The organism is Luteimonas sp. MC1572 (assembly GCF_016615815.1).
Lineage (GTDB): Bacteria > Pseudomonadota > Gammaproteobacteria > Xanthomonadales > Xanthomonadaceae > Luteimonas.
Map to the genome: position 1 here is coordinate 2,831,449 of NZ_CP067112.1, position 21,882 is coordinate 2,853,330.

The following is a 21,882-nucleotide window of genomic DNA, read 5'->3' on the forward strand; positions in this document are numbered from 1 at the left end:
TGCCGTTGCGCGACGCGTGGATATACTCGGCGACTTTCCGCCACCGAGTCCCCCACGTGTCGCCATCGCAGCCCCTGTCGCCCATCCCGGCGCTGGCCATCACCGCCTACACCGCCACCACCGCGCTCGGCCGTGGCCGTGCGGCGCAGGCAGCGGCGCTGCGTGAACGCCGCAGCGGGCTGCGGCGGAACGATTTCGGCCGCGACCCGCTGCCGACGTGGATCGGCCGTGTCGAGGGCCTCGAGGACGCACCGCTGCCACCGGAAATGGCGCAATGGGAGTGCCGCAACAACCGCCTGGCGTGGCTGGCGTTGCAGCCGGATGGCCTGCTGGACGCGGTGGCGGCCGCGCGCACGCGCCATGGGGCGGAGCGCGTGGCGGTGGTCATCGGCACCTCCACCGCCAGCATCGGCGCCACCGAAGAGGGCTACACGCGCCTGGAAACCGGCGCCGACGGCGTGCCGCGCTTCCCCGCCGACCTGGCGCGCATGATCGTGCACACCCCGCATTCACCCGGCGATTTCGTGCGCGCCGCCACCGGCTTGCGCGGACCCTGCGTGACCGTGGCCACCGCGTGCTCGTCGAGCGCCAAGGTGTTCGCGCAGGCCGCCCGGCTGCTGAACGCGGGAATCGTGGATGCCGCCCTGGTCGGCGGCGTGGACACCCTGTGCGGCAGCGTGTTGTTCGGCTTCAACGCGCTGGGACTGGTGTCAGCGGCGCCATGCCGGGCGTTCGACCGCGACCGCGACGGTCTGTCGCTCGGGGAGGCCGGCGGCTTCGCACTGCTGGAGCGCGCCGCACCCGGCGCACACGGCCTGCAGCTGCGTGGCTACGGAGAATCGAGCGACGCGCACCACATGTCGTCGCCGCATCCCGACGGCCTTGGCGCCAGCCTGGCGATGCGCGATGCACTGGCGCGCGCTGGCATCGATGCCGCCGAGGTCGGCTACCTCAACCTGCATGGCACCTCCACCCCGGCCAACGACACCATCGAGGCGCGCGCGGTCGCCGCAATGTTCCCTGACACCCTGCACGCCAGCTCCACCAAGGGCTGGACCGGGCATACGCTCGGCGCCGCCGGCATCGTCGAGTCGGTGTTCGCGCTGCTCGCGCTCGAGCACGGCCTGCTGCCCGGCATCCTGCACAGCAGCGCGTACGACGCCGCCTGCGGCCCGCAGATCCGCTTCGACAACGCCGAGGACGCGACCATCCGCTACGCCATGAACAACTCCTTCGGCTTCGGCGGCAACAACAGCGCGCTGGTCTTCGGTCGCGCATGAGCACCCTGGTCGCGCGCATCGAAGGCATCGGCTTCTGGCTGGACGGGCTGCCCACCTGGGCGGACGCGGTCAGCCATGCCACCACCGGCACGCCTGTCGCAGAGGGCGGCAAGCCCGTCCCGCGGCTGCTCGCGCCCAACGAGCGCCGCCGCGCGCCGCCCTCGGTGGCGGTGGCGCTGGACGTCGCCCAGGCCGCCTGCGAAGCCGCGGGCCGCGCCCCCGCCGACCTGCCGTCGGTGTTTGCCTCCACCCACGGCGACCTCGGCATCACCGACTACATGTGCGCGACGCTGGCCAGTGATCCGCGCGCGCTGTCGCCGACGCGGTTCCACAACTCCGTGCACAACGCTGCCGCCGGCTACTGGACCATCGGCGCCGGCTGCCTGCATCCGGCCACGGCGCTCAGCGCGCACCGTGCCAGTTTCGCGCAGGGGCTCATCGAAGCGCTCGTGCAGCTCGTCTGCGGCGACCCGGCCGTGCTGCTGGTGGCCTATGACACCTCCGATGTCGGGCCCCTCGGCCAGATCTCGCACAGCGAAGGCCTGCTCGGCGCGGCGCTGGTGTTGTCCGCCGACTCCGGCGATGCCGCGGGCACGCGCCTGCGCGCCACCCTCACCGAGGGTTCGGCGCCCGCCGCCCACGGCGCGCTGGCACGGCGCGGCGCCGGCAACGCGATGGCGCCGATGCTGCCGCTGTTCGACGCGCTGGCCACCGGCGGCGACCTGGTGGTGCTGGATGCCGGCGCCGGGCGCGTGCTGCGCGTGGAGCTGGCGCATGGCTGAGGCGACCCGCCTGCAGCGCGACAACGTCGCGATCGTGGTGCCCGCGCTCAACGAGGCGCTGCGCATCCGTGAGGTGGTGGAGGGCGCGCTGGCGCAGGCGGCGCGCGTGATCGTGGTCGACGACGGCTCCGACGATGGAACGGTGGACCGGATTGCCGGCCTGCCGGTCACCGTGATTCGCCACGCACGGCGCATGGGCAAGGGCGCGGCGCTGCGCGCGGGCTTTGCCGAAGCCGCCCGCCAGGGCGTACAGGCGGTGGTCACCATGGACGGCGACGGCCAGCACGCCGCCGCCGACATCCCGCGCCTGATCGATGCCGCCAACCGCCACCCGGGCTGCGTGATCGTCGGCGCGCGGCTGCGCAAGCGCGTCTCGCAGCCACTGCACCGGCGCATCGGCAACGACTTCGGCGACTGGGGTCTCGGCTGGGCCTGCGGCTTCCGCGTGGTCGACAGCCAGAGCGGCCAGCGCCTGTACCCGCGCGCGGTGTTCACCCTACCGGACGTGCCTGGCGAGGGCTTCGTGTTCGAAGCGCAGATGCTGGTATCGGCCGCACGCAACGGCGCGCGGATCGTCGCGGTGCCGATCGAGACGCGCTATGCCTGCGCAGGCGAGCCGACCGAGTTCCGCAAGAGCCATTTCCGCCTGGTGCGCGACCTCGTCGCCATCACCACCCACGTCGTCGGCCAGGTCCTGCGCCACGGCGATGTCGCGCGCCGCTACCTCAAGGCACGCGGCGAGCCGCCGGTCATCGACGACCCCAGCGGCGAGTTCGGCCCACACATCCCCCACGCAGCCCAAGGACCCGGCAGCCCACCATGAACGCAACCCCGCAGCAGCGTGACATCGTCATCCTGGGGGGCGGGCTTGCCGGCCTGACCCTGGCCATCCAGCTGCGCCAGCGCAGGCCGGGACTCGACGTCCTGGTCATCGAACGGCGCGCGCACCCGGTGCGGGAAGCCGCGTTCAAGGTCGGCGAATCCACCGTCGAGATCGGCGCGCACTATTTCGCCGACGTGCTCGGTTTCCGCGAGCACCTGGAAACCCAGCAGGTGCGCAAGTACGGCCTGCGCTATTTCTTCAGCGAGGGCATGGACGACGTCGGTCCCTGCAACGAACTCGGGGTCAGCAAGCTGCTGCCGACGCCGTCGTGGCAGCTCGACCGCGGCCGCTTCGAGAACTTCCTCGGCGACGAGGCGCGCAAGCTCGGCGTGGAGTTCCTCGATGCCGCGGTGGTCCGCGGCCTGGAGCTGCGCGAGGACGGCAGCGCGCACGAGGTGCGCTACGAACACGACGGCAGCGAGCACGTCGCCAGCGCGCGCTGGGTGGTCGACGCCTCGGGGCGCGCGGGGCTGATCAAGCGCAAGCTCGACCTGGCCCAGCCCAACGACCATGACGCCAATGCCGTGTGGTGGCGCGTCGACGGCCACCTCGACCTCGACGCATGGTCCGACGATCCGGGCTGGCGTTCGCGCTTCGTGCCGGCCGAGCGCTGGCGCTCGACCAACCACATGTGTGGCCCGGGCTACTGGTTCTGGCTGATCCCACTGGCGTCCGGCTCGCATTCGGTCGGCATCGTGTGCGACGCGAAGATGCACCCGCTGGACACCATGAACACCCACGCCAAGGCGATGGACTGGCTGCGCGAGCACCAGCCGCACGTCGCGCGCGAGCTCGACAAGCCGCAGCACGCGCTGCAGGACTTCCTGTTCCTGCGCCACTTCTCGTATGGCTGCAAGCAGGTGTACTCCGGGCACCGCTGGGCACTGACCGGCGAGGCCGGGCTGTTCCTGGATCCGTTCTATTCGCCCGGCAGCGATTTCATCGCCATCAGCAACACCTACGTTTGCGAGCTGATCGACCGCGACCTGGCCGGCGAATCGGTGGCCATGCACGCATCGATCTACCAGCAGCTGTACTTCAGCTTCTACGAGAACACGCTGTCGCTCTACCAGGACCAGTACCCGGTCTTCGGCCACCCGGTGGTGATGCCGCTGAAAGTGCTCTGGGACTATGCCTACTACTGGTCGCTGCTGGCGCCGCTGTTCTTCGGCAAGCGCCAGGCCGACCTGCCGCTGCTGACCCGGCTGCGCCCGGCGTTCAACACCGGCCGCGCGCTCAACCTCGGCATGCAGGCGCTGCTGCGCGACTGGGGCCTGCGCGATCCGGACGCCGCGCTCGACGGTGGGCATGCGCTCGACCAGTACGGCGTGGACTGGTGCCGGCGCATGAACGGCGCGCTGCCGGAGCAGTTGGACGACGACACCTTCGTCGCGCGCGCCGAAGAGAACGTGGAGGCGATGCGTCGCCTGGCCGGCGAGATCCTGGCGCTGGCCCGCACCGCGTTCCCGGACATCGCCGACCACGGCCTCGCCGCGCTGGCTCCGGCCTTCGACCCCGATGCGGAGCCCGAGATGGTCCCCGCCCACTGGTGGCAGGTGGCGACCGCGGCGACCGCCGCCGAGGCGTGAGCACGGCCCCGTGACCACCCTGCTGTTGCTGCAGCTCCTCGCCATCCTGGTGGCGGCGCGCGGCTGCGGGCTGCTGCTGCGCCGCTTCGGGCAGCCGGCGGTGGTGGGCGAGATGGCCGCGGGCGTGCTGCTCGGCCCGGTGGTGTTCGGGCAGCTGTGGCCCGCCACGCATGCGGCGCTGTTCCCGGCCACGTCGCTCGCGCCGCTGTCGGCGCTGGCCACCCTCGGGCTGGTGCTCTTCATGTTCGTGGTGGGTGCAGAGCTGCGCGCGCCGCAGGGGCTGCGTTCGCAGGTCCGTGCCGCGGGACTGGTCGGCGCCTGCGCGTTCTTCGTGCCGATGGCGATGGGCCTGGTGCTGGCCGTGTGGCTCTATCCCGCGCTGGCGCCGGATGGGCTCGCCTTCTGGCCGTTCGCGCTGTTCTTCGCCGCGGCGATGTCGATCACCGCGTTCCCGGTGCTGGCGCGGATCCTCAAGGATCGCGGCATGACCCGTACCGGGGTCGGCCAGCTGTCGCTCAATGCCGCCGCGCTCGCCGACGTGTTCACCTGGATGCTGCTGGCGCTGATCCTGGCGCTGGCCGGCGGCGGCGACGGCTATGCCGGCTTCACCCGCGTCGCCGGTGGCCTGCTGCTGATCGTGGCGCTGGTGTTCCTGGTGCTGCGGCCGCTGTATGCGTGGCTGCTGCGCCGCCACCCGCTCGACGAGGATGGCGCTACGGTCTCGTTCGGGCTGCTGCTGGCCGGCATGCTGGCCTGCGCGGCCGCGACAGAATGGGTGGGCCTGCACGCGGTGTTCGGTGCATTCCTGTTCGGCGCCTGCCTGCCGCGCGACGACCGCCTGCTGGCGGTGCTCATCGAGCGCATCGAGCACATCGCGGTGGTCGCGCTGATGCCGATCTTCTTCGCGCTGGCCGGCCTCGGCATGAGCGCGGACGCGTTTACCGGCGGCAGCGTGGGCGTGCTGGCGGCGATCGTCGCCGTGGCGGTGGCCGGCAAGGTGGCCGGCGGTGCGCTGGGCGCGCGCCTTGCCGGCCATCCATGGCGGCCGAGCCTTGCAGTGGGCTCACTGATGAACGCGCGCGGCCTGATGGAACTGGTGGTGATCAAGGTCGGCCTGGACGCGGGGCTGATCGGACCGGTGCTGTTCACCATGCTGTTCGCGATGGCGATCCTGACCACGGTGATGACCGGTCCCCTGCTCGCCCTGTTGGCGCGCGGACCGCGGCCCGCGGTTCAGTTGGAGGGCGGTGCGGCCGGCGGGTCGGCCAGCGGCGGCGGGTTGGATACGTAGATCGCCACGCCGCGCGCGTGCTTCTGCCGCGGGCTGATGCTCACGCCGACGCCGGCGCTGGTGTGGCTGCGGCCACCGAAGCGCCCGCCGCCGGCACCCACGCTCACGCCGCTGCCGCCGTAGCTGTCCGCGGTGCCCTGGAACAGGATGCCGTTGGCGCCCAGCGAGGCGGCTTCCTCGCGCAGCTTGCGCAGCACCGAATCGGTCTTGTTCTGCTCGCCGTAGGTGAGCGCACCGCTGCTGGTCTCCAGTAGCGCGATCTCTTCGTACGGCACGGACGGCGCACCGTAGTACACGCGGACCTGGGCGGGGTCGATCGGCGCCCGCGGCGTGCCGGTGAGGATGTGCGAGGACGCGCAGCCGGCCAGCAGCAGCACTGCGCTGGCGGCGACGAAACGAAGCGTGTGGATGGCGGTCATGTCGGCACCTTCGGCGATGGACGGAAATCTTCCGCTGGCCATCATGAACCCTCCGCGACGGGCCGCGCCATGACGGCGGCGGCGTCGGGGTCAGCCCATGCCGCCGTTGACCCCGATCACCTGGCCGGTGACGTAGCCGGCGGCATCCGAGCACAGGAAGCCGATCATCGCCGCCACTTCGTCCGGCGTTCCCGCGCGGCCCGCCGGCACCATCTGCTTCACCACCTCGGGCGCGAACGCGGCCTCGGCCATGCGTCCCGCGATCACGCCGGGCGCGACCACGTTGACGGTGATGTTGCGCGAAGCCATTTCGCGCGCCAGCGATTTCGACGCGCCATGCAGCGCCGCCTTGGCCGCGGCGTAGTTGGCCTGGCCGCGGTTGCCGAGCACCGCGGCGACGCTCGACACGCTGACGATGCGCCCCCAGCGCGTGCGCGCCATCGGCAGCAGCAGCGGCTGGGTGACGTGGAAGAAGCCGTGCAGCGACACGTCGATGACCCGCTTCCACTGCGCGTCGGACATGCCCGCCATCGGCGCGTCGTCGTGGATGCCGGCGTTGTTGACCAGTACCTGCACCGGGCCGTCGGCGAGCAGGCCGTCGATCGCCGCGCGCGTGGCGTCGCCGTCGGCAACGTCGAAGGCGACCGCATCGGCACTGCCGCCGGCTTCGCGGATCGCATCGGCCACCGCCTGCGCACGCGCGAGGTTGGCATTGCCGTGGACGACCACGTGCAGGCCGGCCGCGGCCAGCTGCCGGCAGATCGCACCGCCAAGGTCGCCGCTGCCGCCGGTGACCAGTGCGCGTCGTGGAGCCTGCATGGATGTGTTCATGCGCGGATTATCGCGGCATCGCCGCGGCGTCGGCGAGCATCACCGCCGCGCGGCCCTCTGCCAGCAGCGCGCCGGCATGGTGGATGCGGAACGCGTACTGCTGGCTGGCCTCGCCTTCCATGAGCAGCTCGGCCTCGCACTCCAGCGCGCCGGCCAGGTCATCGATGCGCGCGCAGTGCAGCTCCACCCCGCGCAGTGCGACCAGCATCCCGGCACGCGCGGCCTCGCCACCGGACGCACGCGCGCGCAGGCCGCCGTGCACCGCCATCGCCTGCGCGCCGTACTCGCACAGGTGCACCGCGCGCAGCAGGCCGCCGCTGCGCAGCGGATGCGCGGGATCGCGGTGGTTGCCGGCGCGCAGGCGGATGCTGCTGGCATCGAAGCCCAGCACCTCGTCCCACAGGCACATGGCGCCCTGGTGCGGGATGAGCGCGAGGATCTCCTCGCGGCCGATCACGCGTGGGTCTCCGCAGGCGCGTGGCGCGACACCAGCAGGGCGAGCACGAAGTTGGACAGCACGCCGAGCGCCACCGTGCTGCCGATGGCGCGCAGCACCGGAATCGACGACAGCGCCAGCAGGCTGAACACCAGCAGGGTCATCAGGCTGCACACCACCACCGCGTGCAGGGTGCGCAGCTGGTCGGCGCGATCGTCGCCGGCATGTTCGAAGAACAGCGCGTAGTCGAGCCCGAGGCCGGCGGCGAGGATCAGCGCCACCAGGTGGAACAGGTTGAGTTCCACGCCCAGCCCGCGCAGCACCGCCAGCACCACCAGCGTGGTCAGCGCCATCGGCAGCAGCACGCGCACGACGCGCCGCGGCGAGCGCAGCGCGATCCACACCGTCGCCGCCAGCAGCAGCGCGGCGATCGCCAGCGCGGCCAGCACGCGGCCGCGGTATTCCGCGACCAGCGACTCCGAGGCCAGTTTCATGTCCAGCAGCTCGCCGCCGGCGTCGGCCGCCACGCGCGCCACCGCGGCGGGATCCGACAGGCCGCTCAGCGACACCAGCGCCGTGGCACCGGCCTCGCCCTCCAGCAGCAGGCCTTCCACGCTGCCGGCCAAGGGCGTGCCACGCAGGTCGGCGGCGCGCAGCGGCGGCGCGGTGCGCGCGTGTTCGACATCGGCCAGGAACGGCGCGAACGCGTCCTCGCGGAACGGCGAGTCCTGCAGCGCGGTGGTGAGCGCCGCCTGCAAGGTGCCCGGATCCGGAAGGCGGGCCTGGCGTGCACGCTGGGTGGCCGCGGACGGCAGGTAACGCGCCGCGCTGTCGTAGCCGTCGATCGCACCCGTCGCCACCAGTGCGTCCAGCCGCGCGTGGATCGCCTCGGCCGCAGCCAGCGCGGCGTCGCCATCGGCGCCGCGCAGCACCAGCACGTAGCGCACGTCGGGTGCGCCCAGTTCGTCGCGCAGGCGGGTATCGACGGCCATCGCGTCGTCCGGCACCGGCGTCAGGCGCGAGAGATCGTTTTCCCAGAACGGCGTGCGCGCGGTCGCCAGCACCGCGACGCAGGCGATGGCCAGCACCAGCAGCGACCAGCGCGGGCGCGGCAGGCGGTTGATGCCGCGCCACAGCGCCTGCACGCGCGGGAAATCGGCGGTGTCGCGCGGCGACGGGTCGACCAGCGGCGGCAGGCCGTAGCGCGTGGCCAGGGCCGCGGCCGCGAGCGCGGCGATGGTGAACACCGCCAGCTGGCGCAGGCCGTCGACGCCCGAGAACAGGAAGGTCAGGTACGAGATGCAGGTGGCGATGACGCCGGTGGCCAGGGTGGGCCACAGCTGGCGCACGTTGCGCTGCGGGGTGAGGCCGGCGCGCTGGTGGCTGAAGAAGTGGATCGGATAGTCCTGCACCACGCCGATCAGGGTGAAGCCGAAGGCCACGGTAATGCCGTGCACGGCCTCGAACATCAGCGCCACGGCGCCCAGCCCGGCGAGCCCGGCGGTGGCCAGCGGCAGCACGCCGAGCAGCGGAATGCGCCAGCTGCGATACGCGACCAGCAGCAGCAGGATCAGCGAGATGCTGTCGATCGCGCCGATCCACTGCGCCTCGCGCGCGGTGCGGCCGCCGATCTCGACCGAGAACGCGCCCGGGCCGGTCATCCGCAGCTGCGAAGGCGCATCGCCGCGCGCGGCATCGAATGCGGCGTACACCGCGTCATAGGCGCGCTGCTGGCCGGTCGGGTCGAAACCGCCGGCATGGGTCTGCGCCAGCAGCAGCGCCTCGCGGCCGGCACGGTCGAACCACACGCCGTGCAGGCGCGACGGCGCCGCGGCCGGCTGCCACGCTTCGGCGACCTTCAGCAATTCCAGCGTGGGATCGGACGGCAACAGCGGCTCGATCAGCGCGGCGGCCGGCGAGCCGAGATCCTGCAGGCGTTCGTCGAGCTGCTCCGCGAGGTACCCGGCGTCCAGCGGCTGCGTATCGAAGCCGGGTGTCAGCAGGTAGCGGTAGGCGCGCAGCGATTCCGGGATGGCATCGAGGTTGGCATCGCCGCCGTTGGCGACGAACTCGAAGTCGTCATTGGCGGCAAGCGTGGCCGCCAGTGCCTGCGACTGCGCGGCCAGCGCTTCGGGGTCGTCGCCCGACAGCGAGATCAGCAACAGGCGCGTGCCGGGACCGTCGCCCAGTTCGTCGATCAGGAGCTTCTGCGCGGCCGTGCGCGGCTCTGGCATGAAGCGGCGCAGGTCGCCACTGAGCGCGAGGTGCTGGCCCACCACCCAACCGGCGATCGCCAGCGCCGCCAGCCACAGCAGGGCCAGCGCGGTGCGGCGTGCGGGCGTCATTGCGCGCCGGCGCCGGGCTCGCGGCACAGCACGGCCAGCGCCGCGGCGTCGGCATCCACGGCCGCGGAGCGCGCGGCGCCCGCCAGCAGCGTGCGCTGCAGCTCGCCTTCGACCGGGCGGGTCTCGATGCAGCGCAGTTCGGCGCCGCGGCCGCGCAGGGTGATGTCGCGCAGGGTTGCGGCCAGCGCGGCGTCACGCGGCACCAGCACCAGCGTCCAGTCCTCGCGGCTGCCGCTGGCCGTGGTGCGGTAACTCTGCCCCAGCGCCGCGGTGTCGCCGCCGAGCAGCGCGCCGAAACTGGCCTGCAGCCCTGCAAGTTCGGGTGCGCGCGACAGCGCGAAGCTGCGCGGCGCGCGGGTGCCGCGCACGATCGTCGCCCGGCCACCGCGGATGGTCGTGGTTTCGGCGTACGGGGCGCGCACCTCGCGCACCAGCGTGTCGGCGTCGGGACGCGCGTAGACGCCTTCGATGCGCAACGGGGCTTTCAGCATCGCCGAACCGCGCACCTCGACGAACGGCGTGCGCATCGGCGCCGGCCGCGCCAGGCGCGCGAGGATCCAGCCGCTATCGACCGCCGCCGGCTGCGCGGCGGACGACAGCGCCGGCAGCAACGCGAGCGCCGCCGTCAGCAGCATCATCCACCGCCGCACCCGGAACGGCGTCGTCGCCGGGCCGGGGGTCATGCCTGGCGTGGACCCTGACATCGGGCCTGGCGTCGGGCGTGGAGTCTTGCTGGCTTCGGTCGTGCTCACGGTCGCCCCAGAAGTCGTAGAAGTTGAACCAGTTGTATGGCGCATCGCGGACATGATGCTCAAGGCGCGATGCATAACGCTCGATGAGCGCCGGCAGCGCGGTGGCGCGCTCGCGCCGCGGGATGACCAGGCCATCGGAAAAGGGCTCGAACACCAGATCGTAGCGGGAGCCGCCGCGGTACAGGCCGAAGGCGAGCTGCACCGGCACGCCCAGTACCGCGGCCAGCTGCCATGGGGTCAACGGGAACTGGGCTTCGGTGCCGAGGAACGATGCCGGCAGCGACGGCTCGCCGGGCTGGGTGCGGTCGACCAGCAGCGCGATCACCGCGCCCTCCGCGGCCGCCTGCTGGATTTCGAACATGATCGCCGGCCCGCCCTGGCTGGCATCGATCACCGACGCCGCGATCTCCGGGTTGAGCGCATCGAGCAGCGCGGTGACGGCAGGGCTGTGCGCCTTGTCCAGCACCACGCGGATCTGCACGTCCGGACGCTGCCGGCCAAGCACGCGCAGCACCTCGAAGCTGCCGAGGTGCGAGCCGAACAGCAGCAGTCCGCAGCCACGGTCGAGTACTTCGTGCAGCGGCCTGAGCCCGCTGATGCCGATGTCGAAGCGCGCGGCGTCGCCGCCGAGCAGGAACACGCGGTCGAGGATGGTGGCGGCGAAGGTGTGGATGTGGCGCGCGACATCGCGCAGCCGCGCCGGGCGCCCGAGCGCGCGCGCGAGGTAGGCGCGCGAATCCCGCCGCTCCTCGTGCCGGCGCAGCAGGAAATACAGCGTGATCGGGAACAGCAGCAGCCGTGCCAGCCTGCGCCCGCCGTGCCGGCTGACGCCGCGCAGCAGCCAGAGCGCAAACCAGCCGCCGCCCTCGCGGCGCTGCTTCCAGTGCCGGGTCATGCCGCCACCACGTCGCCGGTCGCGACCAGCACGTCGCCGGCCTGCACGCGGAACCGCCAGCGCGGCGCGGCGCCATCGAGCACCACCGTCGCCACCACGCCCGGCAACAGGGGCGCCAGGAACTTGACCTGCGGCAGCCGCAGCGGACCCGTCGGCGCGTGCCCGCGCTCGATGGCGGCCAGCACGTGATCGAGGATCACCACGCCGGGCACCAGCGGGCTGCCGGGGAAATGCCCCGGCAGGCAGGGATGGGTAGGCGCAACGACGAACTGCATGGTGTGGCCGGGTGCTCTCAGGACGGGCGGCGCAGCAGCGCCTGTACGGAGGCGTGTGCCGCATCGGCCAGGGCCTGGCGGGTGACGGCGACGGCGTCGGCGGCATCACGGGTCGGCAACGGCGTGCCGATGCGCACGCGGATCACCCCGGGACGGACGCGGAACATCCGGTCGGGCGGCAGCACCGCGCCGGCGCCCTCGATCGCCACCGGCAGCACCTCCACGCCGGCATCGATCGCGGACTGGAACGCCCCGCCCTTGAACGGCGCCACCGCGCCGCTGCGGCTGCGCGTGCCTTCCGGGAACAGGCACAGGCTGTGGCCATCGCGCAGCAGCGCCGCGGCCTGGCGGCGCAGCAGCGGTCCGGAGCGCGGGTTGTCGCGCTCGATGAACAGCATCCCGCAGGCACGCGCATACCAGCCCACGAACGGCACCCGCGCCATCTCCTGCTTGAGCAGGAAGTGCAGCGGCACCGGAACCGCGCGGAACAACGCGCAGATGTCGATGATCGACTGGTGGTTGGAGACCAGCAGGCGCGCGCGCGACCAGTCGATGTCGTCGGCGCCTTCCACCTCGAATCGCGCGCCTGCGCCGGCGATCAGCGTGGGTGCCCAGCAGCGCGCGGCCATGCGCAGCGCGAGGTCGCGGCGCCGCGTCAGTGCCAGCACCAGCAAGGCCAGGCTGATCCAGCCCGCCGTCCAGAACAGCATGAACACGAAGCCGAGGGCGTTGTGGGCGCCCCAGGCCAATCGTCGCGCGGCCGGTTCGGCCTCTTCCATGGTGTCGACGCGGATCTGCATCGGCGAAGCATACCAATGCCGCCAGGCGCTTCCGCGCTTCAGCGCAGGAAGTCGCGCCAGAACGCCGGGCCCAGCGCCGCCATCTGGCGAAGAAAGGAGAGAAAACTGACATAGCGGCCAGGGAAACGCCGCTTGCGGTACATGAACTCGATGGCAAAGAACCCGCCCACGACGCCGTAGGTCAGGAGGTTTGCGAACAACGACCATTGTTCGAGGGTGATCGCCACCGGCGGCCGGATGCCGAGGCTCGCCAGCAGGCCGCCCGGCTCCGCCGCCAGCGCCAGCGCCAGGTTGGCCAGCGCCATGCCGGCGAGCACCCAGGCCCAGGCCGCGGTCAGGCCGCGGCTGTAGGCGAGCAGGTCCGGCGCCAGCGTGGCCGGCGTGCTGCCGTCCAGGGCCGCCACGATGCGGGTGATCAGCGCGCCATGTGGTGACTGCAGGCTGCGCCCGAACAGCCACGCGATCAGCGCGACGAACGCCACCGGCACCAGCAGCAACGGCACCGCGGCCAGGCCGGCGAGGTAGAGCGCGTGGCAGGCGGCGACCGACAGCGGCAGCAGCAGCCACGCCCAGGTGCGGCGCGCGGCGATGCCGGCGGCCAGCATCATCACCACCAGCGAAAGCAGCGCGCCGTAGGCGAAGCGGCCGTCGCCGGTGGCGCTGGCGGCATGCGCCAGCAACGCGTAGGCAACCGCCATCGCCACCTGCAGGCCGAGGACCATGGACGTCGTCCCGGCGGCGGCGGGCGCGTTCAGGTGCGCTGCTGCTCGACGTGTGCCGACAGCGCGCGCAGCGACGCGAAGATGCGCAGGTTTTCCTCGTTGTCCGAGCGCAGCTGGAAGCCGTAGCGCTTGCCGACCGCCAGCGCGAGCTCCAGCGCGTCGATCGAATCCAGGCCCAGCCCGGTGTTGAACAGCGGCGCCTCCGGGTCGATGCCGGCCGGATCGACGTCCTCGAGGTTCAGGCTTTCGACCAGCAGTTCGGCGAGTTCGCGTTCGGCGGGGGTCTGGTTGGACATCTGCGGTTTCCGGGTTGCGGCTGGGGTCGTGGCGACCGTGGCCCGCCGGCCCTGCGGCTGGCGGCGCGCTATCATCTGCGTCCCGGAATCATCGCATGGCCGCACAGCGCCGCGAAATGTCGAACACAACCGAAGACACGGACGCCTCCGCGCAAGACATCGAAACCGACGTGCTGGTGATTGGCGGCGGCCCCGCCGGTTCCACCGCCGCGACCCTGCTGGCCCGGCGCGGCTGGCGCGTGCTGATGCTGGAGAAGGCGCTGCATCCGCGCTTCCACATCGGCGAATCGCTGCTGCCCATGAACCTGCCCATCCTCGAGCGCCTTGGCGTGCTGGAGCAGGTGCGCGCGATCGGCGTGCACAAGCAGGGCGCCGATTTCCCGCTGCAGGATGCGGCCGGCACCACCAACGTGTTCCGCTTCGACCGCGCCATCAACCCGAAGTACGGCTACGCGTTCCAGATCAAGCGCGAGGAGTTCGACCAGTTGCTGTTCGAACACGCGCGCGCCAATGGCGTGGACGGCCGCGAACAGGTTTCGGTCGACGCGGTGGAGTTCGAAGGCGGACGCCCCACGGTGGCGCGCGCACGCGACGCCGACGGCAACACGCTGCGGGTGCGCATGCGCTACGTGGTCGATGCCAGTGGCCGCGACACGTTTTTCGGCCGCAAGCTCAAGCTCAAGCAGAAGAGCAGCCACCACCAGTCGGCGGCGATCTTCAGCCACTTCCGCGGCGTGCAGCGCCGGCCGGGCGAAGACGCCGGCAACATCACCATCGACCGCTTCGCGCACGGCTGGTACTGGCTGATCCCGCTGCGCGGCGACGTGATGAGCGTCGGCGCCGTATGCCATCCCGAATACCTCAAGCAGCGCCGCGGCAACAACGAAGACTTCCTGATGCAGACTCTGGCGCTGGCGCCATCGGTGTGGTCGCGCATGCAGGATGCCGAGCGCGTGGCGCCGGTGCACGCCACGGGCAACTACTCCTATGGGTGCAGCCGGATGTCGGGCGACGGCTGGGTGATGGCCGGCGACGCGTTCGCCTTCATCGACCCGGTGTTCTCGTCGGGCGTGTACCTGGCGATGAACAGCGCCGAGCATGCGGCCACGGTGGTCGACGGCAGCCTGCGCACGCCGGCGCGCGAGCGCGCCCTGCAGCGCGCCATGGACCGGCGCCTGCGCCGCGGGCTGAAGCACTTCTCGTGGTTCATCCACCGCTTCACCACGCCGGTGATGCAGCGCCTGTTCGCGGCTCCGCGCAACGACTGGCAGCTCGAGCAGGCGGTGATCTCGATGCTGGCCGGCGACGTGTTCGACAACAAGCCGGTGCTGCGCCGGCTGCGGCTGTTCCGCCTGCTGTACGCGGCGAACGCCGTGGTGATCGCGCCGCAGGCGCTGCGCGGCTGGCTGCGCCGCCGTCGCCAGGTCGCTGAACAGTTCAGCGGCGACACGCTGCAGGACGGCAACCCATGAACAGCGTGCTCGCCTCCCTGCCAGCCGCGCCACGCCTGGCCGTCGACTATGTCCACGCCGATGCGCCGCAGGCGCTGCTCGGCGACGACACCCTGGCGGTGTTCGGCTTCGGCGCGCGCGTCCCCCAGGCGCTCGCCGATCCGCGCTACCTGCGCGTGCCGCTGGAGCCCCATGGCGATGCGCCATACGAAGTCTGGCGCGCCAACGCGCCGGTGATGCGCGGCCGCGACGGCGACATCCGCTGGTCCAGCGACGGCCAGCTGCTGTTCGGCGCCATCGAGGTGGAAGAGGGCGCGGACGGCATCGAAGCCGCGGCGCGCCACGCCTATGCACGGCTGGTGGCATTCACCCGCGGCAGCCGCACGCCGCACCTGCTGCGCATCTGGAACTACCTCGACGCGATCACCGTGGGCCAGGGCGACGCGGAGCGCTACCGCGAGTTCTGCATAGGCCGCGCCGCCGGTCTCGGCGATTTCGATGCCCGTACGCTGCCGGCGGCGACCGCCATCGGCCGCTGCGACGGGGCACGCGTGGTGCAGGTCTACTGGCTGGCCGCGCACGCGCCCGGCACGCCGGTCGAGAACCCGCGCCAGGTCAGCGCCTACCACTACCCGCGCCAGTACGGCCCGCAGCCGCCGAGCTTCGCGCGCGCGATGCTGGCGGCCGACGGCAGCGCGATGCCGCTGCTGCTGTCCGGCACCGCCGCCGTGGTCGGGCATGCCTCGATGCACGAGGGCGAACTTCTGGCGCAGGTCGACGAGACCTTCGCCAACTTCGATGCGCTGCTGCACATGGCGCGCGCGCGATGCCCCGCCCTGCCGCCGCGCTTCGGTGCCGGCACGCGGCTCAAAGTGTACGTGCGCGACCGCGCCGACCTGCCGCTGGTGGCCGCGGCGCTGGACCGCCGCTTCGGCGACACGGTGCCGCGCATGCTGCTGCACGCCGCGATCTGCCGGCGCGAGCTGGCGGTCGAGATCGACGGCGTTCACGGAAATCCAGAGAGCCCCGTCACCTCCTGAACAGACAGCCGATCACAATACCGTGGCGTTCTGTTGCGCTGCAAGATTGAGTATCGGGGCAAAAAAAATGCAGACTCGGCGCGGGCCAAGACGACAACGACCCGCCGCAGCATCCACTCTTTGCATTGACCAAGGAGCACCGCCGGGGAGACGGTGGCATCGACCACTGCATCCCGCGTGCCTCCATTCCGAGGATCGCCCTGATGAAATGCACCACCCTGTTGCTGCTGGCCGGCCTGAGTGCCGGTTTTGCCGCGCATGCGTCCGAGCCGGCCGTCGCCGACTCCGACGCCACCGGCAGCCTTGCCGGCGTCACCGTTGCCATCGATCCCGCCACCGGTCGCCTGCGCGCACCGACCGCGTCCGAACTGGCGTCACTGCGCGCGGCCGCGAGCCGCATGCGGACCGACAACTCCATGTCGATCGCCAAGCCGGGCCCGAAGACCCGCGCCGAAGCCGAGCGCACCATGCGTCGCCATCCCGATGGCCGCGTCAGCATGCAGGTGTCCGACGACATGATGTCGAATGTCACCGCCACCCAGCAGGCCGATGGCAGCATCGTGATCACCCACGGCGACCACGCCCCCGCCACGGAGGGCGCCGCCCATGAATAAGACCCTGCTTGCGTGCGCCCTGGCCGTTGCCTCGGTGGCCGCCATCGGCACCGCCCAGGCCGCGAACATCATTCCGGTCAACATGAACGCTCCCGGCGTCGGCCTCAACGACCCCGCCGCGGCGACGCCGGTCGGCAACAACCCGGGCAAGACGGTCGGTGAACAGCGCCGCATCGTGTACCAGTTCGCGGCCGACCTGTGGGGCGCGGTGCTGGAAAGCGACGTGGACATCCGCGTGCGCGCCCAGTTCACCCCGCTCACCTGCGACGCCACCAGCGGCGTGCTCGGCTCCGCCGGCGCGCGCTTCATCCAGCGCGACTTCGACGGCGCGGTGCCGGCCACCTGGTATGGCGAAGCGCTCGCCAACGCCATCGCCGGCGACAACCTGTCGCCGACCGAAGACGAGATCAACAGCAACTTCAACTCCAACCTCGGCACCCCGGGCTGCCTGGAGAATTCCGGCTGGTACTACGGCCTCGACGGCAACACGCCGGCAGGGAAGATCAACTTCCTTGACGTGGTGATGCACGAGATCGGCCACGGCCTGAACTTCCAGGGCTTCCACAACCTGGCCACCGGCGCGCCGCAGAGCGGCTTCACCGACATCTATTCGAGCTTCGTGTACGACAACGCCACCAGCAAGGCGTGGAATGCGATGACCAACGCCGAGCGCGTTGCCGCCGCGAAGTCCGATGCACTTGCCTGGACCGGCGCCGAAGTCACCGCGCAGGTGCCGGACGCGCTCGCGCCGCTGACCATGCTGGTCGCCAGCGGCACCGCCACCGGCAGCTTCGCCTTCGGCACCGCGGCCTTCGGTCCGGAAGCCACCTCGGCGAACTTCAACGGGGCGGTGGTGCTGGTCAACGACGGCAGCGCAGCGCCCTCGCAGGGCTGCGTGGCCTCGCCCGCCGGTGCCTACGCAGGCAAGGTGGCGATCGTCGATCGCGGCACCTGCGCGTTCGAGATCAAGGCGAAGTTTGCCCAGGATGCCGGCGCGATCGCGGTCATCGTGGCCAACAACGCCCCCGGTACGATCGCCATGGCCGAGGACGCCACGGTCAATGCCACGGTGCCGACCATCAGCGTCTCGCAGGCCGACGGCGTCACCATCAAGGCGGGCATCCCGGGCGTCAACGTGACGCTGGCACAGGTCCCCGGGCGGTTCGCCGGTTCCGACATCGCCGGCCGCGCGCGCCTCTACTCGCCGACCGTGCTGGCCCAGGGTTCCACGTTCTCGCACTTCGACATCAGCCACGTGCCGAACGCGCTGATGGAGCCGTCGATCAACCAGGACCTGGACGGCAACCTGCGCCTTGACCTGACCCCGGCGCTGTACGCGGACATGGGCTGGACGCTGAACGACGGCAACGCCACGACCCACGGCGGGCGTTGCGACACCGGCGTGCCGGTGTTCGATGCCGAGGTCGTCGGCATGGTCGGTGGTGCCAACCTGCAGGCCGCCGAGGCCATGTGCCGCAGCACGGTCAAGGCCAAGGCCGGCGTCGCAGCCTGCCTTGCCCCGTTCGTCGCCAAGCTGCGCTCGGTGGGTGCCATCCCGGCGAGCGCGGAAGCCTCGCTGCGCAAGTGCTCGCTGTAACACGCGTTTTGCATTGAGGTAGTTCAGGGCCGGCGCTCCTTCGGGGCGCCGGCCCTTTTTCATGTCCGCGATGCGCCGCCCCGCCGCGGCGTAGAATCCCGCCATGGCCTATCCCGACACCCGTTTCCGGCGCATGCGCCGCGATGCGTTCTCGCGCCGGCTGATGCGCGAGCACACCCTGACCGCCGACGACCTGATCTATCCGGTGTTCGTGCACGAGCCCGCGGGCCGTGCCGCGATCGCGTCGATGCCGGGCATCGAACGCATGTCGATCGACGACCTGTTGCGCGAAGCCGACACCGCCTGCGAACTCGGCGTGCCGGCGCTGGCGCTGTTCCCGGTTACCGCGCCGGAAGCCAAGTCGCTCGACGCCGCCGCGGCCTGGGACGACGAGGGCCTCTGCCAGCGCGCGGTGCGCGCGCTCAAGGCGCGCTTCCCGGAGCTGGGCGTGATCACCGACGTCGCCCTGGACCCCTACACCAGCCACGGCCAGGACGGCCTGGTCGACGGCCGCGGCTACGTCACCAACGACGCAACCGTGGAGGCGCTGGTGCGCCAGGCGCTGTCGCACGCGCGCGCCGGTGCCGACGTGGTGGCACCCAGCGACATGATGGACGGCCGCATCGGCGCGATCCGCTTCGCGCTGGAGGAGGACGGCCACGTCCACACCCGCATCCTCGCCTACGCGGCAAAGTACGCGTCGAGCTTCTACGGCCCGTTCCGCGACGCGGTGGGCAGCGCCTCGGCACTCGGCAAGGCCGATAAGCGCACCTACCAGATGGATCCGGGCAACAGCGACGAGGCGCTGCGCGAAGTCGCCGCCGACCTCGACGAAGGCGCCGACATGGTCATGGTCAAGCCGGGCATGCCCTACCTCGACGTGGTGCGACGGGTGAAGGACAGCTTCGGCGTGCCCACCTTCGCGTACCAGGTGAGTGGCGAGTACGCGATGCTCAAGGCCGCCGCCGCGAATGGCTGGCTGGACGAGCGCGCCTGCGTGCTGGAATCCCTGCTCGGCTTCAAGCGCGCCGGTGCCGACGGCGTGCTGACCTATTTCGCGCTGGACGCCGCGCGCTGGCTGCGCGAGGGCTGACGGCGCAACGACCGGGACCGGCTGCAGGCAGCACTGCGGGCGGCGTAGACTCGGAGCAAACGCCCGGCCACGCACCCGCGGCCGGCAACGCCAAGGCAACAGGGAGGCATGGCATGAAGCATTACGCGGTATTCGGGCATCCGGTCGCGCACTCGCTCTCTCCTCGCATCCATGCCGCCTTCGGGCGAGAGACCGGGATCCCGGTGGACTACGTCGCGATTGACGCGGACACGGGCGGGTTCCCGCACGCATTGCATTTGTTTGCCGCACGCGGCGGCGCCGGCGCCAACGTCACCCTGCCGCTCAAGCAACTGGCGCTGGACCTGTGCACCGACGTCACCGAGCGCGCGCGCCGCGCCGGTGCGGTCAACACGCTGGTGCGCAACGGCGAAACCTGGCACGGCGACAACACCGACGGCACCGGCCTGGTGCGCGACCTCACCGGCCGCCATGCGCTGGACCTGCGCGCGCGGCGTACGTTGTTGATCGGCGCCGGCGGCGCGGCGCGCGGCGTGGCGCCGGCGCTGCTGGACGCCGGCATCGGCGACCTCTTCATCGTCAACCGCACCTCGGCGCACGCCGACGCGCTGGCCGACGGCCTCGGCCAGCCCGGGCGCGTGCACCCGCGACACCTGTCCGATATCGGATCGCTGGGCGAATTCGAGCTGGTGGTCAACGCCACATCGGCGGCGCGCAACACCGGGCTGATGGGGCTGCCGCGCTCGCTGGTCGGGCGACGGATGGCGGCGGTGGACCTCAACTACGGCGAGGCGGCGGTCCCGTTCCTGGCGTGGGCACGCGCCAGCGGCGCGCACGCGGTCGTCGACGGCCTGGGCATGCTGGTGGAGCAGGCGGCGCTCGGCTTCGCGCGCTGGCACGGCGTGGAGCCCGAGACCGACGCCATCTACGGCGAGCTGCGCGCCGAACACAACCACCTGATCACCGCCGACTGACCGGCGCGGACCGGGCCGGCCGCGCGCCCACTCAGCCGGCCGCCAGGTATTCGTCCTTCAGGCGCACGTAGTGCGCGGCGCTGTACAGCAGGCCTTCGACGGCGGCATCGTCGATCGTGCGCACCAGCCGCGCCGGGTTGCCGAGCCACAGCTCGCGGCTGCGCACCACCTTTCCCGGGGACAGCAGCGCACCGGCGCCGACGTAGCCGTTGTCCTCGACCACCGCGCCGTCCATCACGATCGCGCCCATGCCCACCAGCGCCGCATTGCCGATGCGGCAGGCGTGGATGATCGCGCCGTGGCCGATGGTGACGTCGTCGCCGATCACGGTGGCGTAGCCGTCCATGCGCGAATGCGGGCCGGCATGGCTGACGTGCACGATGGCGCCGTCCTGCAGGTTGCAGCGCGCACCGATGCGCACCACGTTGACGTCGCCGCGCACCACGGTGCCTGGCCACAGCGAGCAGTCGTCGCCGAGTTCGACGTCACCGATGACGGTGGCGGCGGGATCGACGTAGACGCGCGCGCCGAGGCGTGGAAACTGGCCGCGGTAGGGTCGGAGGTTCATGCGCGCATTCTAGCCCGGCTATAGTCGCCGCCATCGCGCGCCGGAGCCCCGCATTGAAGATCGCCAGCTGGAACGTCAACTCGCTCAACGTGCGCCTGCCGCACCTCGAGCAATGGCTGAAGGACGCAGCGCCGGACGTCGTCGGCATCCAGGAGACCAAGCTCGACGACGCGCGCTTCCCCGACGACGCGCTGGCCGCGCTCGGCTACCGCAGCGTGTTCTCGGGGCAGAAGACCTACAACGGCGTGGCGATCCTCGCGCGCGGCCAGGCGCCCGCCGACGTGCAGGTCGGCATCCCGGGATTCGAGGACGAGCAGAAGCGGGTGATCGCGGCCACCGTCGGCGACGTGCGCATCGTCAACCTGTACGTGGTCAACGGCCAGGACGTCGGCACCGACAAGTACGCCTACAAGCTGCGCTGGCTGGCAGCGGTCCGCGACTGGCTGGCGGCCGAGCGCGCACTGCATCCGCGGCTGGTGGTGGTGGGCGATTTCAACATCGCTCCCGATGCTCGGGACGTGCACGATCCGGCGGTGTGGAACGAGGGGCACATCCTCACCTCCACCGCCGAGCGCGATGCGCTGCGCGCCCTGCTGGATCTTGGCCTGCACGACGCGTTCCGCCTGCACAACGACGAGGCCGGCGTGTTCAGCTGGTGGGACTACCGCCAGGCGGCGTTCCGTCGCGACCTCGGCCTGCGCATCGACCTCACTCTGGTGTCCGACGCTTTGCGCGCCGAGGCCGTGGCAAGCGGCATCGACCGCGAGCCACGCGCCTGGGAGCGCCCGAGCGACCACGCCCCGGCGTGGGTGCGCCTGGGCGGCTGAGCGCAGGCCACTACCACTGAACGAAAGGGCAGCTCTAGCGCCCCTGTGGTGTCCGTGAGGCCTTCGCGGCTCATGTCCCCCGGATCCGCCTGGCGGCGGATGCCTCCTCCTTGACTTCCCCGCGAAGGCCTCCCGGCCACTTC

The 21,882-nt window shown here is 71.6% G+C and carries 22 protein-coding genes and 1 pseudogene; 12 read left to right on the forward strand and 11 right to left on the reverse strand.

Annotation, left to right across the window (positions count from 1 at the left end; translation table 11 throughout):
• The first annotated feature begins 83 nt into the window (after positions 1 to 83).
• The 5 genes from JGR64_RS12930 to JGR64_RS12950 are packed head-to-tail and all read left to right on the forward strand — an operon-like array spanning position 84 to position 5,825.
• A complete protein-coding gene (locus tag JGR64_RS12930) occupies positions 84 to 1,280 on the forward strand; it encodes a beta-ketoacyl-[acyl-carrier-protein] synthase family protein (RefSeq protein WP_199374367.1) in 1,197 nt (398 codons plus the stop codon).
• Complete coding sequence (locus JGR64_RS12935; RefSeq protein ID WP_199373908.1) at positions 1,277 to 2,062, forward strand: beta-ketoacyl synthase chain length factor; 786 nt, start codon at positions 1,277 to 1,279, stop codon at positions 2,060 to 2,062. Before JGR64_RS12930 ends, JGR64_RS12935 begins: the two co-directional genes overlap by 4 nt.
• Positions 2,055 to 2,885, forward strand: coding sequence for a glycosyltransferase family 2 protein (locus JGR64_RS12940; RefSeq protein WP_199373909.1), 831 nt, complete (start codon positions 2,055 to 2,057; stop codon positions 2,883 to 2,885). Before JGR64_RS12935 ends, JGR64_RS12940 begins: the two co-directional genes overlap by 8 nt.
• Positions 2,882 to 4,534 (forward strand): FAD-dependent oxidoreductase, encoded by a 1,653-nt coding sequence (locus tag JGR64_RS12945; RefSeq protein ID WP_199373910.1) that lies wholly within the window; start codon positions 2,882 to 2,884, stop codon positions 4,532 to 4,534. Before JGR64_RS12940 ends, JGR64_RS12945 begins: the two co-directional genes overlap by 4 nt.
• A gap of 10 nt (positions 4,535 to 4,544) precedes the next feature.
• The gene (locus JGR64_RS12950) at positions 4,545 to 5,825 is read left to right on the forward strand and encodes a cation:proton antiporter (RefSeq protein WP_234446961.1); all 1,281 of its coding nucleotides are present in this window, start codon (positions 4,545 to 4,547) and stop codon (positions 5,823 to 5,825) included.
• Here the strand turns inward: JGR64_RS12950 and JGR64_RS12955 are convergent.
• From JGR64_RS12955 to JGR64_RS13000, 10 genes and pseudogenes are all read right to left on the reverse strand, one after another.
• On the reverse strand, positions 5,768 to 6,244 hold the full coding sequence (locus tag JGR64_RS12955; protein WP_199373912.1) for a hypothetical protein: 477 nt from the start codon (positions 6,242 to 6,244) through the stop codon (positions 5,768 to 5,770). The two genes, JGR64_RS12950 and JGR64_RS12955, sit on opposite strands and share 58 nt — an antisense overlap.
• A 90-nt stretch (positions 6,245 to 6,334) precedes the next feature.
• Positions 6,335 to 7,075, reverse strand: a complete 741-nt coding sequence (gene fabG, locus JGR64_RS12960) for a 3-oxoacyl-ACP reductase FabG (protein WP_199373913.1) — start codon at positions 7,073 to 7,075, stop codon at positions 6,335 to 6,337.
• A gap of 7 nt (positions 7,076 to 7,082) precedes the next feature.
• Positions 7,083 to 7,532, reverse strand: coding sequence for a phosphotransferase (locus JGR64_RS12965; protein ID WP_199373915.1), 450 nt, complete (start codon positions 7,530 to 7,532; stop codon positions 7,083 to 7,085).
• A complete protein-coding gene (locus tag JGR64_RS12970; protein WP_199373917.1) occupies positions 7,529 to 9,856 on the reverse strand; it encodes an MMPL family transporter in 2,328 nt (775 codons plus the stop codon). Before JGR64_RS12970 ends, JGR64_RS12965 begins: the two co-directional genes overlap by 4 nt.
• Positions 9,853 to 10,494 (reverse strand): LolA-related protein, encoded by a 642-nt coding sequence (locus JGR64_RS12975; RefSeq protein ID WP_199373919.1) that lies wholly within the window; start codon positions 10,492 to 10,494, stop codon positions 9,853 to 9,855. The genes JGR64_RS12970 and JGR64_RS12975 overlap by 4 nt, the downstream gene beginning before the upstream one ends.
• 121 nt (positions 10,495 to 10,615) lie before the next feature.
• Positions 10,616 to 11,503: pseudogene (locus JGR64_RS12980) on the reverse strand (acyltransferase); the annotation flags it as partial.
• Positions 11,500 to 11,778: a hypothetical protein gene (locus JGR64_RS12985; RefSeq protein ID WP_199373923.1), complete on the reverse strand. Its 279-nt coding sequence runs from the start codon at positions 11,776 to 11,778 to the stop codon at positions 11,500 to 11,502. The gene JGR64_RS12985 and the pseudogene JGR64_RS12980, both read right to left, overlap by 4 nt.
• Before the next feature lie 17 nt (positions 11,779 to 11,795).
• Positions 11,796 to 12,488, reverse strand: coding sequence for a lysophospholipid acyltransferase family protein (locus JGR64_RS12990; protein ID WP_233348266.1), 693 nt, complete (start codon positions 12,486 to 12,488; stop codon positions 11,796 to 11,798).
• A gap of 128 nt (positions 12,489 to 12,616) precedes the next feature.
• Positions 12,617 to 13,300, reverse strand: a complete 684-nt coding sequence (locus tag JGR64_RS12995) for a ketosynthase (protein ID WP_199373925.1) — start codon at positions 13,298 to 13,300, stop codon at positions 12,617 to 12,619.
• Positions 13,301 to 13,329: 29 nt separating this feature from the next.
• On the reverse strand, positions 13,330 to 13,596 hold the full coding sequence (locus JGR64_RS13000) for a phosphopantetheine-binding protein (protein ID WP_199373927.1): 267 nt from the start codon (positions 13,594 to 13,596) through the stop codon (positions 13,330 to 13,332).
• A gap of 116 nt (positions 13,597 to 13,712) precedes the next feature.
• On the opposite strand from JGR64_RS13000, the gene JGR64_RS13005 reads away from it, so the two are divergent.
• The 6 genes from JGR64_RS13005 to aroE all read left to right on the forward strand — a co-directional run bounded on the left by JGR64_RS13005 (position 13,713) and on the right by aroE (position 20,344).
• Entirely contained in the window at positions 13,713 to 15,068 is a 1,356-nt protein-coding gene (locus JGR64_RS13005) for an NAD(P)/FAD-dependent oxidoreductase (RefSeq protein ID WP_199374371.1), read from the forward strand.
• Positions 15,065 to 16,087, forward strand: coding sequence for a pteridine-dependent deoxygenase (locus JGR64_RS13010; protein WP_199373929.1), 1,023 nt, complete (start codon positions 15,065 to 15,067; stop codon positions 16,085 to 16,087). The genes JGR64_RS13005 and JGR64_RS13010 overlap by 4 nt, the downstream gene beginning before the upstream one ends.
• A 203-nt stretch (positions 16,088 to 16,290) precedes the next feature.
• Positions 16,291 to 16,701, forward strand: coding sequence for a hypothetical protein (locus JGR64_RS13015; RefSeq protein WP_199373932.1), 411 nt, complete (start codon positions 16,291 to 16,293; stop codon positions 16,699 to 16,701).
• Positions 16,694 to 18,298, forward strand: coding sequence for a PA domain-containing protein (locus JGR64_RS13020; protein ID WP_233348209.1), 1,605 nt, complete (start codon positions 16,694 to 16,696; stop codon positions 18,296 to 18,298). The genes JGR64_RS13015 and JGR64_RS13020 overlap by 8 nt, the downstream gene beginning before the upstream one ends.
• A gap of 103 nt (positions 18,299 to 18,401) precedes the next feature.
• The gene (gene hemB, locus JGR64_RS13025; RefSeq protein WP_199373934.1) at positions 18,402 to 19,391 is read left to right on the forward strand and encodes a porphobilinogen synthase; all 990 of its coding nucleotides are present in this window, start codon (positions 18,402 to 18,404) and stop codon (positions 19,389 to 19,391) included.
• 113 nt (positions 19,392 to 19,504) lie between these two features.
• On the forward strand, positions 19,505 to 20,344 hold the full coding sequence (gene aroE / locus JGR64_RS13030; protein ID WP_199373936.1) for a shikimate dehydrogenase: 840 nt from the start codon (positions 19,505 to 19,507) through the stop codon (positions 20,342 to 20,344).
• A 31-nt stretch (positions 20,345 to 20,375) separates the two neighbouring features.
• Here the strand turns inward: aroE and JGR64_RS13035 are convergent, their stop codons facing one another.
• A complete protein-coding gene (locus JGR64_RS13035; protein ID WP_199373938.1) occupies positions 20,376 to 20,912 on the reverse strand; it encodes a gamma carbonic anhydrase family protein in 537 nt (178 codons plus the stop codon).
• Positions 20,913 to 20,965: 53 nt separating this feature from the next.
• Here JGR64_RS13035 and xth point away from each other — a divergent pair, with 53 nt between their 5' ends.
• Positions 20,966 to 21,739 (forward strand): exodeoxyribonuclease III, encoded by a 774-nt coding sequence (xth, locus tag JGR64_RS13040; protein ID WP_199373940.1) that lies wholly within the window; start codon positions 20,966 to 20,968, stop codon positions 21,737 to 21,739.
• The last annotated feature ends 143 nt before the right edge of the window (positions 21,740 to 21,882 follow it).

Coding starts and splice junctions, on each gene's coding strand:
- JGR64_RS12990 (WP_233348266.1), bottom strand. CDS start 12,488: ATGCTGTTCTGGACGGCGGGCTGGATCAGCCTGGCCTTGCTGGTGCTG.
- aroE (WP_199373936.1), top strand. CDS start 19,505: ATGAAGCATTACGCGGTATTCGGGCATCCGGTCGCGCACTCGCTCTCT.
- fabG (WP_199373913.1), bottom strand. CDS start 7,075: ATGAACACATCCATGCAGGCTCCACGACGCGCACTGGTCACCGGCGGC.
- JGR64_RS12940 (WP_199373909.1), top strand. CDS start 2,055: ATGGCTGAGGCGACCCGCCTGCAGCGCGACAACGTCGCGATCGTGGTG.
- JGR64_RS12945 (WP_199373910.1), top strand. CDS start 2,882: ATGAACGCAACCCCGCAGCAGCGTGACATCGTCATCCTGGGGGGCGGG.
- hemB (WP_199373934.1), top strand. CDS start 18,402: ATGGCCTATCCCGACACCCGTTTCCGGCGCATGCGCCGCGATGCGTTC.
- JGR64_RS13000 (WP_199373927.1), bottom strand. CDS start 13,596: ATGTCCAACCAGACCCCCGCCGAACGCGAACTCGCCGAACTGCTGGTC.
- JGR64_RS12935 (WP_199373908.1), top strand. CDS start 1,277: ATGAGCACCCTGGTCGCGCGCATCGAAGGCATCGGCTTCTGGCTGGAC.
- JGR64_RS12985 (WP_199373923.1), bottom strand. CDS start 11,778: ATGCAGTTCGTCGTTGCGCCTACCCATCCCTGCCTGCCGGGGCATTTC.
- JGR64_RS13005 (WP_199374371.1), top strand. CDS start 13,713: ATGTCGAACACAACCGAAGACACGGACGCCTCCGCGCAAGACATCGAA.
- JGR64_RS12995 (WP_199373925.1), bottom strand. CDS start 13,300: ATGGTCCTCGGCCTGCAGGTGGCGATGGCGGTTGCCTACGCGTTGCTG.
- JGR64_RS12970 (WP_199373917.1), bottom strand. CDS start 9,856: ATGACGCCCGCACGCCGCACCGCGCTGGCCCTGCTGTGGCTGGCGGCG.
- JGR64_RS13020 (WP_233348209.1), top strand. CDS start 16,694: ATGAATAAGACCCTGCTTGCGTGCGCCCTGGCCGTTGCCTCGGTGGCC.
- JGR64_RS13015 (WP_199373932.1), top strand. CDS start 16,291: ATGAAATGCACCACCCTGTTGCTGCTGGCCGGCCTGAGTGCCGGTTTT.
- JGR64_RS13010 (WP_199373929.1), top strand. CDS start 15,065: ATGAACAGCGTGCTCGCCTCCCTGCCAGCCGCGCCACGCCTGGCCGTC.
- JGR64_RS13035 (WP_199373938.1), bottom strand. CDS start 20,912: ATGAACCTCCGACCCTACCGCGGCCAGTTTCCACGCCTCGGCGCGCGC.
- JGR64_RS12975 (WP_199373919.1), bottom strand. CDS start 10,494: ATGATGCTGCTGACGGCGGCGCTCGCGTTGCTGCCGGCGCTGTCGTCC.
- JGR64_RS12955 (WP_199373912.1), bottom strand. CDS start 6,244: ATGACCGCCATCCACACGCTTCGTTTCGTCGCCGCCAGCGCAGTGCTG.